Origin of the sequence: Kitasatospora sp. NPDC057198 (genome assembly GCF_042670125.1) — a bacterium.
Taxonomy (GTDB): Bacteria; Actinomycetota; Actinomycetes; order Streptomycetales; family Streptomycetaceae; genus Kitasatospora.
Genome location: NZ_JBHUWH010000165.1, coordinates 1 through 15,180, shown reverse-complemented (window position 1 = coordinate 15,180; position 15,180 = coordinate 1). Strand labels below are relative to the sequence as shown.

8 protein-coding genes are annotated in these 15,180 nt (G+C 76.7%); 2 read left to right on the top strand and 6 right to left on the bottom strand.

What is annotated here, in order from left to right; translation table 11 throughout:
* Positions 1–52 precede the first annotated feature (52 nt).
* The 6 genes from ACFUEL_RS19595 to ACFUEL_RS19570 all read right to left on the bottom strand — a co-directional run bounded on the left by ACFUEL_RS19595 (position 53) and on the right by ACFUEL_RS19570 (position 11,128).
* Positions 53–1,849, bottom strand: a complete 1,797-nt coding sequence (locus ACFUEL_RS19595; RefSeq protein WP_380237627.1) for a hypothetical protein — start codon at positions 1,847–1,849, stop codon at positions 53–55.
* 32 nt (positions 1,850–1,881) lie between these two features.
* Positions 1,882–3,702: a HEAT repeat domain-containing protein gene (locus tag ACFUEL_RS19590; RefSeq protein WP_380237626.1), complete on the bottom strand. Its 1,821-nt coding sequence runs from the start codon at positions 3,700–3,702 to the stop codon at positions 1,882–1,884.
* Positions 3,703–3,790: 88 nt separating this feature from the next.
* The gene (locus ACFUEL_RS19585) at positions 3,791–5,650 is read right to left on the bottom strand and encodes a HEAT repeat domain-containing protein (RefSeq protein ID WP_380237625.1); all 1,860 of its coding nucleotides are present in this window, start codon (positions 5,648–5,650) and stop codon (positions 3,791–3,793) included.
* Complete coding sequence (locus ACFUEL_RS19580; protein WP_380237624.1) at positions 5,637–7,460, bottom strand: hypothetical protein; 1,824 nt, start codon at positions 7,458–7,460, stop codon at positions 5,637–5,639. Before ACFUEL_RS19580 ends, ACFUEL_RS19585 begins: the two co-directional genes overlap by 14 nt.
* Positions 7,447–9,306, bottom strand: coding sequence for a hypothetical protein (locus ACFUEL_RS19575; protein WP_380237623.1), 1,860 nt, complete (start codon positions 9,304–9,306; stop codon positions 7,447–7,449). The genes ACFUEL_RS19580 and ACFUEL_RS19575 overlap by 14 nt, the downstream gene beginning before the upstream one ends.
* Positions 9,293–11,128 (bottom strand): HEAT repeat domain-containing protein, encoded by a 1,836-nt coding sequence (locus ACFUEL_RS19570; protein WP_380237622.1) that lies wholly within the window; start codon positions 11,126–11,128, stop codon positions 9,293–9,295. Before ACFUEL_RS19570 ends, ACFUEL_RS19575 begins: the two co-directional genes overlap by 14 nt.
* Before the next feature lie 163 nt (positions 11,129–11,291).
* Between ACFUEL_RS19570 and ACFUEL_RS19565 the strand changes: the two genes are divergently transcribed.
* The gene (locus tag ACFUEL_RS19565; RefSeq protein WP_380237621.1) at positions 11,292–12,488 is read left to right on the top strand and encodes an alpha/beta hydrolase; all 1,197 of its coding nucleotides are present in this window, start codon (positions 11,292–11,294) and stop codon (positions 12,486–12,488) included.
* Between the two features lie 147 nt (positions 12,489–12,635).
* Complete coding sequence (locus tag ACFUEL_RS19560) at positions 12,636–15,122, top strand: ArnT family glycosyltransferase (RefSeq protein WP_380237620.1); 2,487 nt, start codon at positions 12,636–12,638, stop codon at positions 15,120–15,122.
* The last annotated feature ends 58 nt before the right edge of the window (positions 15,123–15,180 follow it).

Below are 15,180 nucleotides of genomic sequence, written 5' to 3'. Positions count from 1 at the left end.
CGCCGCACCTTCCCCATGGGTGCGGCGGGCCGTCGCCGTTCCGCCTCCCGGGTCAGCCCTGCGCGGCGAGCAGCAGCCGGGCGGCCGCGCGCAGCACGGCGTCCTCCCCGTTCCGGTCGTAGGACCCGCGCAGGACCTTGCGCTCCCCGTCCGCCCAGCCCCGCACCACCGCGCGCGCCGCGGGCGGCAGCGGCGCGCCGGTCCGGCGCAGCGCGTCCAGCGCGAACACGCCCACCGGCAGCGGGACGAGCAGGTCGAGCAGCACCGGGACGGCGCGCGCCGGGTCGCCGGTGATCCGCCACAGCGCCTCGGCGGCGTGCGCCCGGTGCCAGTCGTTCCCGTTCGCCAGGTGGCCCTCCACCAGCGGCAGCAGCGGCCGCCCGGCCGGGCCGAGCAGGGCCGCGTCCGCCAGGGTCCAGCCGTCGGCGCCCAGCCGGTCGGTGAACAGCCCCAGCGCGGGGCCCGGGTCCGCACCGAGCCGGACGGCGGCGGCCGCCGCGGCGGGCGCCAGGGAACGGTCGCCCGCGGCAGCCAACTCGCCCAGCAGCGACAGCAGTTCGGGCTCGGCGCGGCCGGTGGCGCCGAGCAGTCGAACCAGTTCCTGGTTCGGCCGCACCCGCAGCAGGGCGAGCAGTTCGGGCAGCAGCGCGGCCGCCTCCGGCGGGGTGAGCGCCGCCAGCACCCGATCGGCGCTCACCCGGGCCGCCGGCTCGCAGCGGCCGCAGGTGCACGGGCGCGGCGTCAGGACCCGGCGCCGCAGTTCCGGGTCGCCGGTGCGGGCCGCCAGCGCGTCCAGGGCCTCGAGGGCGAGCCGGGGGACGTCCGTGAGCAGTCGGCGGTCCCCGGCCCGGCCGAGCACGAGCTGGGCCTCCCGGGCGACCTTCCGCTCGGGATCGTCGACCAGCGGCAGCGCCGCGTCGGCCGCCGGCGCCGGGTCCGGGCAGGCCGCCACCCAACGGGCCATCGCCTCCAGGACGGCCGTCCGCCGGTGCCCGTCGGGCTGCCGCGGCAGCGCGTCCACCAGCAGCGCGACGGCCGACGCCTCCTGGTCCCGCCAGGTGTCGGCCAGCCGCAGGGCCGGCCGGGAGCCGCGCCCGTCCACGTCCCCGGCCTCGATCCAGACCGCGGCGACCGTCCGGGTGCTCGCGGCGTCCCGGTCCAGCACCTCCCGCACCTTCAGCACACCGAGATCCACCCCGGCGGTGAAGGCGGAGCCGCCGCCGTCTGCCGACAGGACCGCCAACAAGTCGTCGGGGTAAGGGAGTTCGGCCGCCTCCAGCAGTCCGAGCGCGGCAGTGGCCCGGACGGCGGGCGCCCGGTCGGCCAGCGCGGCCCGCAGCCGCCCGGCCGGCTCCTCCTCCAGCCGGCTGAGCGCCGCCAGCGCCTCCGCCCGCACCCGCTCCACCGGGTCCGCCCGCAGCCGCTCGGCCAGCCCGGCCACCGCGAGCGGCCGCGCCCGCCCCTCGGCCCAGCGCGCCACCAGGACCGCGCCGTACCGCACTTCGGGGTCCTCGTCCCGCAACAGGTGTAGCAGGCCCGGCAGTTCGGCCGCGAGCAGGCCGTCCCCCGCCCACTTGCCGGCCGCCAGCGCCAAGCACGTCAGCACCTCTCCCCGCTGGTGGGTGGCGTGCACGGCCGCGTGCGCCAGGTACGGGACGACGGCGGCCCGCACCGGGAACTCCGGCCGCAGGTCCAGCGCCTCCCAGTACACCTCCTCCAGCGCCCCGGCGACCGCTTCCTCGTCCTCGCCGTACAGCGCCCGGAGCAGGTCCCCGAGATCGGCGAGTTCACCGTAGGGGTGCTCCAGCCGGGGCCAGTCGACCAGGTGCAGTTCCTCGGGCGCCCTCATGGGCCCGACACTACCGAACCGCCCCCGGGCGCTCAGGACTGCCGGGCGAGCAGCAGGCCGGCGTCCGCGCGCAGTCGGGCGTGGTCCCGTCGGCTCCACCAGGGATCCTCCTCGGCCAGTTCGCCCGGCTCCAGGGTCGACCACCACTCCAGCAGCGACCGCTGCGCCTCCGGCACGGGGCGGCCGATCCGGCGCAGCAACGACAGCGCCCGCAGGCCCGGCGGGTCGAGGGCGAGCAGGTCGTGGAGGACCGGGAGGGCGCGGGCCGGGTCGCCGGTGATCCGCCACAGCGCCTCGGCGGCGTCCACCCGGGTCTGCGGGTGGTGCTCGGCCGCCAGGTAGGGCTCCACCAGTGGGAGCAGCGGCGCCCCGACCGGCCCGAGCAGGGCGGTCTCGGTCAGACAGCCCTGCTCGCCGCGTTCCAGCTGCTCGGTGAGCAGGCGCAGCGCAAGCTGCGGGTCGGCGCCGAACCGGGCGGCGGCGACGGCGGCGGCCCGGGACAGCACGCGCTCGGTGCTCCACGTCAAATAGGCCATCAGCGCGACGAGTTCGGGGTCGGCGATGCCGATCTCGGCGAGCCGGTGGATGAGCTGCGCACGCGGGAAGCGCCGCAGCCGGGCGGTCAGTTCGGGCAGCAGCGGGGCGGCGTCGGCCGGAGTGAGCGAGTCGAGGAGTTCGCGGCCGAGCCCGTCGCGGAGCACCTGGCGGCGCAGGTCGAGGTCGTCGGTGCGGGCGGCCAGTGCGTCGAGGGCTGCGGGGGCGGGAGCGGGGACGGCGGTGAGCAGGCGGCGGTCCCCGGCCCGGCCCAGGACCAGTTGCGCGGCCTCGGCGACCCACTGCTCCGGGTCGTCGACGTGCGGCAGCGCGGCTGAGGCCGCGGCGGCGGCCGTGGCGACCACGGCGCCCGTCCCGGGGTCGAGGCAGTCCGCGAGGCAGTCCAGCACCCGCCACCGCCCGCGCCCCTCCCGCTGGAGCGGCAGCGCGGCCGCCAGCAGTGCGACGGCCTCCGCCTCCCGACCCATCCAGTACCGGGCCAGCCGCAGCGCACAGCCGCTGCCGCGCCCGTCGTGGTCACCGGCCGCGACCCAGGCGGCGGCGACCGCCCGGGTGGCCTCCGGGTCGGCGTTCAGCAGCCGCTGCAACCGGTCCTCGGTGCTGCCGACGCCGGGGAACCACTCGCCCTGCACCACCCGGAACGCCGGGTCGCCGCCGTCCGCCACAAGGACGTCCAACCACTCCTCCGGGTAAGGGAGTTCGGCTCCGCTCAGCAGACCGAGCGCGGCGGTGGCCCGGACGGCGGGCGCCGGGTCGTCCAGCGCCGCGCGCAACCGTCCGACCGGATCGGCCTCCAGGTGGCTCAGCACCGTCAGCGCCTCGGCCCGCACCACCGGGGACGGATCCTCCCGCAGGCGGTCCTCCAGCGCCGCCACCGCGAGCGGCAGCGACTGCCCCGCCGCCCAGCGCGCCACCCGCACGGCCTGCCGCCGCACCTCGGCGTCCGCGTCCCCCAACAGCGGTAGCAGGAAAGGCAGTTCCTCCGCCACCAGGGCGGCTCCCCGTACCGCCTGCTCGGACTGGTGCACCACCTCCTCCGCCCCGCCGGTCCCCGCCAGGAATGCCAGCACGTCGCCGCGCCGGTGGACGCCGTGCACGGCCGCGTGCGCCAGGTACGGGACGGCGGCGACGGCGGTCGGATACACCGATCCCTGGTGCAGCGCGTGGTGGAACAGTTGCCGCAACGCGTCGTCGACCACCGCCGCGTCCTCGGCGTACAGCGCCCGGATCCACTCCGGGGCCTCGGCCGTCGCCCACGCCGCCCAGTCGACCAGGTCCAGTTCCTCGGGTGTCCTCATGATCGCCGGACCTTAGCCGGGCGCACCGACAGCACCGACAGCACCGACGGCACCGACGGCACCGACAGCACCAACGGCACCGGAAGCGTCAGGGCTGCTGGGCGCGCAGCAACCGGGCCTGGGCGCGCAGTCGGTTGCCGAGGCGGTCGTGCCAGAAGACCTCCTCCTCGCTCGGCCCGAGGTGTCCGGGGGAGAGCCAACTGTCCAGCAGGGCAAGGTGTTCGGCGGGCAGCGGGCGGCCGATCAGGCGCAGCACGGTCAGCGCGCGCAGGCCGGGCCAGGTCGGGCGGAAGACTTCGAGCAGGACGGGGACGGACCGGCGGGCGTCGCCGGTGATCCGCCACAGCGCCTCGGCGGCGTCCACCCGGCCCTGCGGGGCGCTTGCCGTCAAGTGCCGTTCCACCAGCGGCAGTAGCGGTGCGCCGACCGGGCCGAGCAGGGCCGCCTCGGTGAGGGCGCCCCAGCCCTGGTCGAGCCGTTCGGCGAGCAGGCGCAGCGCGGGACCCGGGTCGGCGCCGAGCCGGACGGCGGCGACGGCGGCGGCCGCCTGCAGGTCGTGGCCGTCGTTGGCGGCCAACTCCCCCACTGCGTCGACGAGTTGCCGGTCGGCGCGGCCGGAGCCGCCGAGCAGGTGCAGGAGCTTGCGGCTCGGCGCGGCCCGCAGCAGCCGGACCAGTTCGGGCAGCAGGGCGGCGGTGTCGGCGGGCGTGAGCACGTCGAGGAGTTCGTCGGCGGCGCCGCGGACCGCCCCGTCGTACGGCGAGCGGTAGGGGGCGAGGGCGCGGCGGCGCAGGGCGGGGTCGTCGGTGCGGGCGGCCAGCGCGTCGAGCGCGGCCGGGGCCGGGTCGGGGACGGCGCCGAGCAGCCGGGCGTCCCCGGTGCGGCCGAGGACGAGTTGGGCGGGCTCGGCGATCCGGTGGTCGGGGTCCGCGGCGTACGGGAGCGCCGCCCCGGCGAGCCGGCCCGGGTCGGGGTGGCGGACAGCCCCTTCGGCCAGGCCCCACAGCAGGTTCTGCCGCCAGTACCGGTCGGGCTGGTGCGGCAGGGCGGCGGCCATCAGGTCGAGGGCTTCCGCCTCGCGGCCGGGCCAGCGGGCGGCCAGCCGCAGGGCGCGGCGGGTGCCGCGCGCATGGTGGTCCCCAGCGGCGGTCCAGGCCGCGGCGGCGGCCCGGGTGGCGTCGGGGTCGGCGTCGAGCAGGCGCTGCACCCGGCTCTCGGTGCTGCCGACGCCGGGGAACCACTCGTCCCGGGCCATCCGGAACGCCGGATCGCCGCCGTCCGCCAGCAGGACGTCCAACAGCCGTTCACAGTAAGGGGGTTCTGCTGCCTCCAGCAGCCCGAGCGCGGCAGTGGCCCGGACGGCGGGCGCCCCGTCGGCCAGCGCCGCCCGCAGCGTCCCCGCCTGCTCCCCGTTCAGCCGGCTCAGCACCTCCAGCGCCTCGGCCCGCACCGCCGGGGACGGGTCCTCCTGCAGGCAGTCCGCCAGCGCCGCCACCGCGAGCGGCAGCGACTCCCCCGCCGCCCAGCGCGCCACCCGCACCACCTGCCGCCGCACCTCGGCGTCCGCGTCCCCCAACAGCGGCAGCAGGAAAGGCAGTTCGGCGGACGCGCGGGCCCGCCCCGCCAGTTCCTCGCCGGGCCGGTCCTCCTCCTCGTACCAGTAGTGCTCCTCGGTCCCGCCCGTCCCGGCGATGAACTCCAAGGCGCGGTCCCGGTGGTGTGCGCCGTGCACGGCGGCATGCGCCAGGTACGGGACGGCGGCGACCCCCGCCGAGGAGGCCGTCCCCTGGTGCAGGGCCCGGCCGAACAGCCCGTCCACCGCCCGGTCGGCCGCCGCCGCATCCCCGCCGTACAACGCCCTTACCCAGTCGGGGACTTCGGTCGCACTCCCGAACGCGTGGCCCAGTTCCGCCCAGTCGACCAGGTGCAGTTCCTCAGGCGCGCGCACGCTCGTCCTCTCCGGCCATCGACCTCCTGGCCCGCCGCAGCAGTTCCCCGTCCGCGAGCCCCGTGCGACCGTACAGCACCGCCCCGCCGTCCTCCGGGCACGCCCACGCCTCGATCCGGGCCCGCACCTGCGGCGGGAGCGCGGCGACCGCCCGCCGGAAGGTCTCCAGCGCGGCCGGGTCGCGCAGGCCGTCCCGGAGCAGCGCGGCCAGGGTGGGGACGACCCGGGCGGGGTCTCCGGTGATCCGCCACAGCGCGGCGGCGGCCCGGCTGCGGTCGGTGGCGCTGTTGTCCAGCAGGTGGCGCTCCACCCGGGGGGCCAGCGGGGCGCCGAGCGGTCCGAGCAGGGCGATCTCCGGAAGGACGTCGCAGTCGTGCTCCAGGTACGCGGCGAGCATCCGCAGCGCCGAGCGCGTCTCGACCCCGAGGCGGACGGCCGCCACGGCGGCGGCGCAGGCCAGCGCCGGATCGTCGTCGAAGGTCAGCCTGACGATCCTGGCGGCCAGTCGGGGGTCGTCGAGGCCCGTCCCGCCGAGGGCGCGCAGCAGGCGCGGGTGCGGGGCGGTGTGCAGCAGCCCGAGCAGTTCCGGGACCAGTCGGGCGGCGGCCCCGGGGGTGAGCGACTCGATGACCTGCGGGGCCTTGCTGTGCGGGTGCGGGCAGGAGCCGCACAGGTAGGGGAGCAGTGCCCGGCGGTGCACCTCGGGGTCGTCGCTGCGGGCGGCGCGCGCGACCAGCGCCTCGGCCTCGGGGTCGGGGGCGTCGCTGATCGGCCGGGCAAAACCGGGCGGGCCCGGTGCGCCCCGGCCGGACCCGGCGGCCTGCTGCTCCGGGTGGGGTTCGGGCATCCGGAGGGCCTCGGCGACCGCCCGCGGGTCGGGATGGTGGGTGGCCCAGCGTTCGACGGCTGCCCGCACCCGTGCGTACGGGTGCGGCTCGCGCTGCCGCGGCAGCGCGGCGGTCAGCAGCACGGCGGCTTCGCCCTCCCGGCCCGGCCACCGCTCCCCCAGTTCGACGGCCCACCGGCTGCCGCGCCTGTCGTGGTCGCCGGCCGCGATCCAGCTCGCGGCGGCGGCCCGCACCGTCGCGGGATCCCCCCGCAGCAGCTCCCGCACCCGGCCGTCGGTGTCGCCGACGCCGTGAAAGAACTCGCAGGGCCCCATGCCGAAGTCGGCGTCCCCGCCGTCCACGATCAGCACGTCCAACAGCTCGGCGGGGTACGGAGGTTCGGCCTCCTCGAGCAAGCCGAGCGCGGCGGTGGCCCGGACGGCGGGCGCCCCGTCGGCCAGCGCCGCCCGCAGCGTGCCCGCCCGCTCCCCGTTCAGCCGGCTCAGCACCTCCAGCGCCTCGGCCCGCACCCGCTCCGACGCGTCGCCCCGGAAGCACTCCGCCAGCGCCGCCACCGCGAGCGGCCGCGACTCCCCCGCCGCCCAGTACGCCACCCGCACCACCTGCCGCCGCACCTCGGCGTCCGCGTCCCCCAACAGCGGCAGCAGGAAAGGCAGTTCGGCGGATACCGGCGGCTCCCCCGACGGGGGCGTCCAGCAGCCCCCGCTCCCGGCATTGGCCAGGAACTCCAGCGCCTCGGCCCGCCCGTGGGCGGCGTGCACGGCGGCGTGCGCCACGTACGGGACGGCGGCGACGGCGGCCGGGTACACCGACCCCTGGTGCAGCATCCGGTGGAACAGCTCGCCCCACGCCCGACGGGCCACCTCCCGGTCACCGTCGTACAGCTCCCGGAGCCGGTCCGGGGCATCGGGGTGGCGCAGTTCCGCCCAGTCGACCAGGTGCAGTTCCTCAGGCGTGCGCATGCCCGTCCGCTCCGGCCGGGGCGAGCAGCAGGCGGGCCGCGTCGTACAGTTCGTCGTCCTCCTCGACGGCCCTCAGGCCGTGCCTGCTCAGCGTCCGGCGCTCCGGGTGCGCCCACTCCTCGACCTGCGCCCGCACGTCCGGCGGGAGGGGTGCGCCGGTCTCCCGCAGGGCGGTCAGCACGGGCAGGTCGTGCCGGCCCTCCCGGACGAGGGCGAGCAGGGCGGGGGCGACCCGGGCGGGGTCGCCGGTGATCCGCCACAGCGCGGTGGCCGCGAGCGAGCGCCGGGCCGGGGAGCCGTCGGCGAGGTGGCGCTCCACCAGGGAGGCCAGCGGGGCACCGAGCGGGCCGAGCAGGGCGACCTCCGCCAGGGGGGCGGCATCTCCGGCTTCCAGCCGTTCGGCGAGCAGGCGCAGCGCGGGGCCCGGGTCGCCGCCGAGACGGGCAGCGGCAACGGCAGCGGCCAGGGACAGCGCCGGTTCGATACCCAACTCCTGAATGCGGGCGAGCAGTTCGGGGTCGGTGAGCCCGGTGCCGCCGAGGGCGCGCAGCAGGTCCGGGCCGGGCTTCTCCCCCAGCAGAGCGATCAGCTCGGGTAGTAGCCGGGCGGCGGCCCCGGGGGTGAGCGACTCGACGACCTCCGCGGCCCGGCTGTGCCGGTCGTGGTTGCGGAAGTAGCACCGCAGGGGCCGCAGGGCCCGGCGGTGGACGTCGGGGTCGTCGCTGCGGGCGGCGAGTTCGACCAGCGCCTCGCCGAGGGGGGCGGCGACGGCGGTGAGCAGCCGGGTGTCGCCGGTCCGGCCCAGCAGCTGTTGCGCCTGGTCGGCGATCCAGAAGTTCGGGTGGGTGGCGTACGGCAGCACCGCGTCGGCGAGGACGGCCGGGTCGGGGTGGTGGGCGGCCCAGCGGCCGAGGCCTTTCAGCGTCTCCCGCAGCACGTCCGGTTCGTGCCGGGTCGCCAGGGCGTCGACCAGCAGCATGCTGACTTCCGTCCCGTGCCCGCGCCGTCCTTCGGCCAGTTCGACGGCCCGCCGGCTGCCGCGCCCGTCGTGGTCACCGGCCGCGACCCAGGAGACGGCGACCGCCCGCAGGAGCTCGGGGTTGCCGTCCAGCAGGGCCCGCACCCGGGTCTCGGTGGCGTCGATGCCGAAGTGGTACACCGCGTACGGCATGCCGAAGCCGGGGTGCCCGCCGTCCGCGATCAGGACGTCCAGCAGTTCGGGCGGGTGCGGCGGCCCGGCGAGCTCCAGCAGGCCGAGCGCGGCGGTGGCCCGGACGGCGGGCGACGGGTCGGCCAGCGCGGCGCGCAGCTGCCCCTCCCGGTCGGGGCTGATCCGGCTGAGCACCTCCAGCGCCTCGGCCCGCACCCGCTCCGACGGATCCGCCCGGTGGCAGGCCGCCAGGGCTGCCAGCACGGGCGGCCGGCTGTCCCCGATCGCCCAGTAGGCGACCCGCACCAGCTGCCGGCGTACCTCGGGGTCGGGGTCGTCCGACAAGCGGAGCAGGAAAGGCAGTTCGGCGGAGACCTCGACGGGCGCCGGCTCCTCCGCCGCGTCCCACCACCGGTCGTGGTGGCGCCCGGCATCGACCAGGAAGGCGAGCACCCGGTCGCGCCGGTGGACGGCGTGCACGGCCGCGTGCGCCAGGTACGGGACGGCGGCGACGCTCGCCGGGTACACCGTCTCCGGGTGCATCGCCTGCTCGAACAGCATGTCCAGCGCCTCGCCGACCACCGCCGCGTCCTCGTCGTACAGCGCCCGGATCCAGTCGGGCACCGCCTCGGCCGTGCCGTACCCGTGGGTCAGGGCCGACCAGTCGACCAGGTGCAGTTCCTCAGGCGTGCGCATGCTCGTCCTCTCCGGCCGCGACCAGCAACAGGCTTGCCGCATGGGGCAGTTCGCGGTCCGGGCGGCCGCTCCGGAGGTATCCCGGCAGTTCCCGGCGGTCCGCGTGCGCCCACTCCTCGATCCGGGCCCGCACGTCCGGCGGGAGCGGGACGCCGGTCTGCCGGAGGGTGCCGAGGGCGTCCGGGTCGGCCAGGCCGTCCCGGACGAGGGCGAGCAGGGCGGGAGCGACCCGGGCGGGATCGCCGGTGATCCGCCACAGCGCGGTGGCCGCGAGCGAGCGCCGGGCCGGGGAGCCGTCGGCGAGGTGGCGCTCCACCAGGGGGGCCAGCGGGGCACCGAGCGGGCCGAGCAGGGCAACCTCCGCCAGGGGGGCGGCGTCCTGGGCTTCCAGCCGTTCGGCGAGCAGGCGCAGCGCCGGGCCCGGGTCGCCGCCGAGACGGGCAGCGGCAACGGCGGCGGCCAGGGACAGCGCCGGTTCGGCACCCAATTCCTCGATACGGGACAGCAGTTCGGGGTCGGTGAGTCCGGTGCCGCCGAGGGCGCGCAGCAGGTCCGGGCCGGGCTTCTCCCCCAGCAGAGCGATCAGCTCGGGCAGCAACCGGGCGGCGGCCCCGGGGGCGAGCGACTCGACGACCTCAGCGGCCCTGTCGTGCCCGTGGAAGTGGCCGTAGCAGGCGTGCGGCCGCAGGGCCCGGCGGTGGACGTCGGGGTCGTCGCTGCGGGCGGCGAGCTCGACCACCGCCTTGCCCTCGGGGGCGGGGAAGGCGGTGAGCAGCCGGGTGTCGCCGATCCGCCCGAGGACGTGCTGCGCCGACACGGTGGCCCACATGTTCGGGTGGGTGGCGTACGGCAGCACGGCTTCGGCGAGGGCGGCCGGGTCGGGGTGGCGGTCGGCCCAGCGGACGAGGGCGTCCAGCGTCGGCTGCGGCGGGTGCGGGTGGGGCCACCGGGCCAGGCCGGCGGCGAGCAGCACGGCGGCCTCGGCCTCCCGGCCGCGCAGGGCCTCGGCGAGTTCCACGGCCAGGTGGCCGCCGCGCCCGTGGTGGTCGCCGGCCGCGATCCAGGCGGTGGCGGCGGCCTGCAACGCCCCGGGGGCGGTGCGCAGCAGCGCCGACGCCCGCTCCAGCAGGGAGACGGCGCCGGGGAGGATCGGCCCCGGCCCCATGTCGAGGTCGGCGTCCCCGCCGTCCGCGATCAGCACGTCCAACAGTTCGGCGGGGTACGGCGGTTCGGCCTCCTCCAGCAGCAGGAGCGCGGCGGTGGCCCGGACGGCGGGCGCCCCGTCGGCCGTCGCCGCCCGCAGCGGCCCGTCCTCGGCCCCGCCCAGCCGGTGCAGCACCTCCAGCGCCTCGGCCCGCACCCGCGCGGACGGATCCGCCCGGAAGCACTCCGTCAGCGCCGCCAGCGCGAGCGGCCGCGACTCCCCCGCCGCCCACCGGGCCACCCGCACCACCTGCTGCCGCACCTCCGCGTCCGCGTCCTCCAACAGCGGTAGCAGGAAAGGGAGTTCGGCGGAGACCCCGAGCGGGCCGGGCAGCACGTCCGCGGTCAACCCGTCGCTCTCGTCGTACCCGGTGTCGGCCAGGAACTGCAGCAGGCCGCGGCGCCCGTGCCGGGCGTGCACGGCGGCGTGCGCCAGGTACGGGACGGCCACGACGGCGTCCGAGTACACCACCCCCTGGTGGAGCAGCGGGACGAACAGCCCCTTCAGCGCCGGGCCGGCCACCGCCGCGTCCTCGGCGTACAGCTCCCGGAGCCGGTCCGGAACCTCGGAGTGGATGAACAACCGGTCGGCCGCGTGCAGTTCCTCGAGGGGTCTCATGATCGGCGGAGCGTAGCCGGGAGCACCGACAGCGGCCGCGCCGCCGGTGGGCCAGGGCGAGCACGGGGCGGGCATGGGACGGGCTTGGGGTGGGCTTGGCCAACCCGTGAACCGGCTGGGAGGCGGCTGGGAGTTCGATGAAGACGTACCTTACGATCATCGGGTGCCCAGCCTGACCGGACTCCCGCTGCAGATCATCGCCTCCCTGGTGGCCGTCGCCGCCTTCGCCGCCACCATGTGGCTGTGGCCCCGGCTCGGCGGGCGCAGTTGGCGGGCCTGGCTCGGCCGGCTCGGGGCGTTCTTCGGGACGCAGGTCGCGGTGCTGGCCGCGATGGGCCTGATCGCCAACTCGTACTTCGGCTTCTACTCGACTTGGAGCGACCTGCTCGGCCTGGACGGCAGCCCGGGTACCGTGGTCGACCACCAGCCGGGCGGCAAGGCCGTCTCGGTGACCGGCGAGCAGAAGATGTACTCGGCGCAGGGCTCCGCGCAGGACCGCTCCGGGGTGATCCAGAAGGTGGAGATCCACGGCAGCGGCTCCGGACTGACCGGCACCCCCGCGTACGTCTACCTGCCGCCGCAGTACTTCCAGCCCGAGTACGCGAACAGCCGGTTCCCGATGGTGCTGGCGCTGTCCGGGTACCCGGGCACGCCGGAGAAGCTGATCTCGCTGCTGCAGTACCCGGCGTCCACCCTGAAGGCCGTCGAGGCCAAGCGGATGCCGCCCGCCGTGCTGGTGATGATGCGGCCCACCCTGGTCGGCAACCGGGACACCGAGTGCATGGACGTGCCCGGCGGCCCGCAGGTGGAGACCTTCTTCACCGAGGACCTGCCGAAGGCGATGTCCGCCTCCTACCGGGTCGAGGACCGGCCCGAGTCGCGGGCCGTGATCGGCGACTCCACCGGCGGCTACTGCGCCGTCAAGTTCGCGGTGCGCAAGCCGGATTCGTACCGGGCGGCGATCGCCCTGTCCGGCTACTACGAGGTGCACAACGACCCCACCACCGGCGACCTGTTCGGCGGCAGCGACCAGGTCAAGCAGGAGAACGACCTGCTGTGGCGGCTGCGCACCCAGCCCGCGCCGCCGGTCTCGCTGCTGCTGGCCACCAGCCGCAACGAGGAGAACTACCGGCCCACCCAGGAGATGGTGGCCGCGTTCAAGGCTCCGACCCGGCTGTCCACCATCACCCTGGACAGCGGCGGCCACAACTTCCACACCTGGACGCGGGAGATCCCGCCCGCCCTCGACTGGCTCGGCACCCGCCTCGCCCCGCCCACCCCGGACCCGACCGCCCCGCAGTCGGCCACCCCGCAGTCGGCCACCCCGCAGCCCGCCGCCACGCAGCCCGCCGCGAACTGACGGGCCGCCACGGACGGCCCGCGCACCCCTTCCGCGTCTCCCTCGGAGCCCCCGCCGAGGCGTACGCCACCCGTTCGCCGGGAGATTAGAGCGCCCTCATACCCGGCTCTCATCAACCTCTCAGCCGGGCCTCCGAGCGTATTGCCCATGACCACGTCCAGTTCCGTTCCCCCGACCAGCGAGCCGTGGCCCGACGCCGCGAAGTACCCGCCACCGGTGATCGCCGGTCCTGCCGCGGCCGCCACCACGGCCGACACCGCGGCCGACACCGCGGCCGACACCGCGGCCGGGCCGACCGAGTGGCCCGCCACCGCGCCGCTCCCGCCCGCCGGGACCGGAGGCGATCGGCCCGCTGAGACGCTGTTCCCGCCCGTCGCGCTGCCGCCCGTCGGCCCCGGGGGCCGGGCCTCCTGGGCCGGCCGGCTGCGCACGCTGCCCGCCCGCACCTGGCGCGGCCGCCAGGACGACCCCCGGTGGGTGCGTCCGGCGTTCCTCGGCCTGCTGCTGGCGACGGCCGCCCTGTACTTCTGGAACCTGACCGCCTCCGGCTGGGCGAACTCCTTCTACTCGGCCGCCGTGCAGGCCGGCTCGGTCAGCTGGAAGGCGATGTTCTTCGGGTCCTCGGACGCGGCGAACTTCATCACCGTCGACAAGCCGCCGCTGGCGCTGTGGCCGATGGCGCTCTCCGCCCGGATCCTCGGCCTCAGCTCGTTCAGCGTGCTCGCGCCGCAGGTCCTGATGGGCGTCGGCACGGTCGCCGCCGTGTACGCGACGGTGCGCCGCCGCTTCTCCGCGCTCGGCGGCCTGGTCGCGGGCGCCGCGCTGGCGCTGACCCCGGTCGCGGCGCTGATGTTCCGCTTCAACAACCCGGACGCGGTGCTGGTGCTGCTGCTCACGCTGGCCGCGTACGGCACCGTCCGGGCCACCGAGACGGCCTCCACCCGCTGGATCGTCCTGGTCGGCGTGCTGCTCGGCCTGGCGTTCCTCGCCAAGACCCTGCAGGCGTTCCTGGTGTTGCCCGGCTTCGCCCTGGTGTACCTGGTCTGCGCGCCCACCGCGCTGCGCCGCCGCTTCCTGCACCTGCTGTACGGCACCGTCGCGATGGTGGTGGCCGGCGGCTGGTGGGTCGCGATCGTCGAGCTGATGCCCGCCTCGGCCCGCCCGTACATCGGCGGCTCGCAGGACAACTCCTTCCTCTCGCTGACCTTCGGCTACAACGGCTTCGGCCGGATCACCGGTGACGAGACCGGCTCGGTCGGCGGCGGTGGCGGCAACCGGATGGGCGGCGGTGGCGGCGGCATGTGGGGTTCCACCGGCATCACCCGGCTGTTCGACGGCGACATCGGCGGGCAGATCGCCTGGCTGATGCCCGCCGCGCTGATCCTGCTGGCCTTCGGCCTGTGGGCGACCCGCCGCTACCCGCGCACCGACTCGGCCCGGATCGCCTTCCTGGTCTGGGGCGGCTGGCTGCTCTCCACCGGGCTGACCTTCAGCTTCATGTCCGGCATCTTCCACCAGTACTACACGGTGGCCCTCGTCCCGGCGGTCGCCGCCCTGGTCGGCATGGGCGCGGACGGCCTGTGGAAGGTCCGCCACCGCCTGCCGTACGCCGCCGTGCTCGCCGTGACCGTCCTGGTCACCGCCTGGTGGGCGCGCCAACTGCTCGGCCGCAGCGCCGACTTCGTGCCGTGGCTGGGCAACGCGGTGCTGGTCGGCGGCATCCTCGCCGCCCTCGCCCTGCTCTTCGCCGGCCGGATCGCCGGCCCCGCCGGACGCCGGATCGCCACCGCCGCGGGCCTCGCCGCCCTCGCCACGGGCCTGGCCGGCCCCACCGCCTACGCCCTCGACACCGTCTCCACCGGCCACAGCGGCTCCATCGTCACCGCCGGCCCGGCCGTGCAGAGCGGCGGCTTCGGCGGCCGGGGCGGCTTCCCCGGCGGCGGTGGCGGCGGTGGCCGGGGCGGCAACTTCCCGGGCTTCCCGGGCGGCGGCCAGAACGGCGGCACCGGCAACGGCAGCACCAACGGCACCGGCAACGGCAACGGCATGCCGAACTTCCCGGGCGGCACCGGCAACAGCAATGGCAACAGCAACGGCACCATGCCCGGCTTCCCCGGCGGCAACAGCACCGGCAACGGCCGCACCGACGGCACCGGCACCTTCCCGGGCGGCACCACCGGCGAGGACGGCCGCACCGGCCGCACCGGCCGCGGCGGCTTCGGCGGCATGGGCACGGGCGGCTTCGGCGGCATGGGCGGCCTGCTGAACGGCGCCCTGGTCTCCTCCGAGGTGGCCGACCTGCTCAAGCAGGACGCCGGCAAGTACACCTGGGTCGCGGCCGCGGTCGGCTCGCAGAACCAGGCCAGCTACCAACTCGCCAGCGGCGAGCCGGTGATGGCGCTGGGCGGCTTCAACGGCAGCGACCCGTCGCTCTCCCTGGACGGCTTCAAGCAGCTGGTCGCGGAGGGCAGGGTGCACTGGTTCATCGGCGGCGGCGGCATGGGCGGCGGCAGCATGGGCGGCTCCAACTACTCCTCGGAGATCGCCTCCTGGGTGGAGTCCACCTACACCGCGAAGACCGTCGGCAGCACCACCATGTACGACCTGACGGCGGCGCCCAAGTCGAGCGGCTGACCCGTCCGCACGAAGCGCCCGGGGCCGTCCGGACTCCCCTCCCCGGGGAGCCCCGGAC

What these genes read in the sequence shown, in the direction of transcription:
- ACFUEL_RS19595 (WP_380237627.1), bottom strand. Translation starts at nt 1,849, where the DNA reads ATGAGGGCGCCCGAGGAACTGCACCTGGTCGACTGGCCCCGGCTGGAG.
- ACFUEL_RS19590 (WP_380237626.1), bottom strand. Translation starts at nt 3,702, where the DNA reads ATGAGGACACCCGAGGAACTGGACCTGGTCGACTGGGCGGCGTGGGCG.
- ACFUEL_RS19580 (WP_380237624.1), bottom strand. Translation starts at nt 7,460, where the DNA reads ATGCGCACGCCTGAGGAACTGCACCTGGTCGACTGGGCGGAACTGCGC.
- ACFUEL_RS19575 (WP_380237623.1), bottom strand. Translation starts at nt 9,306, where the DNA reads ATGCGCACGCCTGAGGAACTGCACCTGGTCGACTGGTCGGCCCTGACC.
- ACFUEL_RS19570 (WP_380237622.1), bottom strand. Translation starts at nt 11,128, where the DNA reads ATGAGACCCCTCGAGGAACTGCACGCGGCCGACCGGTTGTTCATCCAC.
- ACFUEL_RS19560 (WP_380237620.1), top strand. Translation starts at nt 12,636, where the DNA reads ATGACCACGTCCAGTTCCGTTCCCCCGACCAGCGAGCCGTGGCCCGAC.